The organism is Streptomyces sp. MBT53 (assembly GCF_016654115.1).
Taxonomy (GTDB): Bacteria; Actinomycetota; Actinomycetes; order Streptomycetales; family Streptomycetaceae; genus Streptomyces.
Genome location: NZ_JAEQAZ010000410.1, coordinates 1 through 2,205 on the forward strand (window position 1 = coordinate 1; position 2,205 = coordinate 2,205).

The 2,205-nt window shown below is 67.6% G+C and carries 2 protein-coding genes and 1 pseudogene; all 3 read left to right on the forward strand.

The window, feature by feature from the left end:
- A partial coding sequence (gene pstC, locus JHN45_RS51650) for a phosphate ABC transporter permease subunit PstC (RefSeq protein ID WP_236585058.1) occupies positions 1-971 on the forward strand: 971 nt, incomplete at its 5' end.
- On the forward strand, positions 968-2,029 hold the full coding sequence (gene pstA, locus JHN45_RS51655; protein ID WP_201056431.1) for a phosphate ABC transporter permease PstA: 1,062 nt from the start codon (positions 968-970) through the stop codon (positions 2,027-2,029). The genes pstC and pstA, both read left to right, overlap by 4 nt.
- A gap of 49 nt (positions 2,030-2,078) precedes the next feature.
- Positions 2,079-2,205 (forward strand): annotated as a pseudogene (pstB, locus tag JHN45_RS51660) (phosphate ABC transporter ATP-binding protein); the annotation flags it as partial.

Sequence of the window (2,205 nt, forward strand, 5' to 3'; positions counted from 1 at the left end):
CTCCCACCCCCGAGCCCGCCGCCCCGGAGAAGTCCGCGGCCCGCGGCGCCACCCGACCCGGTGACCGGATCTTCCTCGGTCTCTCCCGCGGGTCGGGCATCCTGCTGCTGGTGATCATGGCCGCCATCGCGGTCTTCCTCACCTACCGCGCCTCGCTCGCGATCAGCAAGGACCACGCGAACTTCCTCACCACCTTCGAGTGGAACACCAACCTGGTCCCGGCGAAGTTCGGCATCGCCGTCCTGGCCTTCGGCACCGTGGTGTCCTCGATCATCGCCATGGTCATCGCGGTCCCGATCGCGGTCGCCATCGCCCTCTTCACCACGCACTACGCCCCGCGCAAGCTCCGCGGCCCGGTCTCCTACGTGATCGACCTGCTGGCCGCCGTACCGTCCATCGTGTACGGCCTGTGGGGCGCCCTGATCCTCGTACCGCACATGATCGGCCTCTTCGGCTGGCTGAACGACTACTTCGGCTGGACCGGGATCTTCTCCTGGGAAGAGGGCGCGCCGCGCTCGATGCTCACCGTCGGCATCCTGCTCGCGATCATGATCCTGCCGATCATCACCAACGTCAGCCGCGAGGTCTTCCGCCAGGCCCCGCAGATGATCGAAGAAGCGGCCCTCGCCCTCGGCGCCACCCGCTGGGAGGTCATCCGCATGGCGGTGATCCCCTTCGGCCGCTCCGGCGTGATCTCCGCCTCGATGCTCGGCCTCGGCCGCGCGCTCGGCGAGACGATGGCCGTCGCCACCGTGCTCTCCCCGGACTTCATCATCCACGCCAGCCTGCTCAACCCGGGCGGCGGAACCTTCGCCCAGAACATCGCCAGCAAGTTCAGCGAGGCGACACCGTTCGGCCGTGACGCACTGATCGCGTCCGGTCTCGTCCTGTTCGTCATCACCTTGCTGGTCAACGGTGCGGCCCGGCTCATCATCGCCCGCCGTGCGGAGTACTCGGGGGCCAACGCATGAGCACCACAGCCGTAGCCGACAAGCCCGTGAGCACCCTGCAGGGCGCGACACTCCCCAAGTGGTCGCCGTACGCCATCGCCGGCGGCTCCGTCGTGCTGGCCGTCCTCATCGGACTGGTCGGCAGCCTGGACAGCAAGATCCAGTGGGGCCTGATCGCGGCGATCCTCTTCGTCCTCGGCACGTACGTCATCGCCGCGCGCATCGAGGGCTCCCGCCAGGCCAAGGACCGGGTCGCCACCAGCCTCGTCTGGGTCGCCTTCCTCCTCGCCGTCGTACCGCTCGTCTCCCTCCTCTGGACGACGATCGCGCGCGGCGTGAAGGTCCTCGACATCTACTTCCTGACCCACTCGATGGGTGTGGTCGGCGACACCGAGCCCGGCGGCGGCATCTACCACGCCATCATCGGCAGCCTGGAGCAGGTCGGCCTCGCCACCGCGATCGGCGCCCCGATCGGCGTGCTCACCGCGATCTACCTCGTCGAGTACGGACACGGCAGGCTCTCCAAGGCGATCACGTTCTTCGTCGACGTCATGACGGGCATCCCGTCGATCGTCGCGGGTCTGTTCATCCTGTCCCTGATGCTCATGTGGGACATGGGGCCCTCCGGCTTCGCCGGTTCCTGCGCCCTGGCCATCCTGATGATGCCGGTCGTGGTCCGCTCCACCGAGGAGATGCTGAAGCTCGTCCCGAACGAACTGCGTGAAGCGTCCCTCGCCCTCGGCATCCCGAAGTGGCGCACGATCCTGAAGGTGGTCCTCCCGACCGCTATCGGCGGCATCACCACCGGCATCATGCTGTCGGTGGCACGCATCGCCGGTGAGACCGCGCCCGTCCTGCTGCTGGTGTTCGGCAACCCGTTCATCAACAACGACCCGTTCTCCGGTGCACAGGCGTCGCTGCCGCTGTACATCTACCAGCAGTTCGCGCAGAGCGCGGGTTCCGGTGCGGCCTACGACCGTGCCTGGGCCGCGTCCCTCACGCTGATCGCCTTCGTGATGATCCTCAACCTGGTGGCCCGCGGCATCGCCCGCTGGAAGGCCCCCAAGACCGGTCGCTGACCGCGACCTCCTCAGCGACCGTTCTGAACCCCCTGGAAGTGAAGCAGTCATGGCCAAGCGAATCGACGTCAGTGGGCTCACCGCCTACTACGGCTCCCACAAGGCAATCGAAGACATCTCGATGACGGTCGAGCCCCGCACGGTGACGGCCTTCATCGGCCCCTCCGGCTGCGGCA

Bases quoted from the DNA above. Each gene is read 5' to 3' on its own strand.
- pstA (WP_201056431.1), top strand. From the start codon at position 968: ATGAGCACCACAGCCGTAGCCGACAAGCCCGTGAGCACCCTGCAGGGC.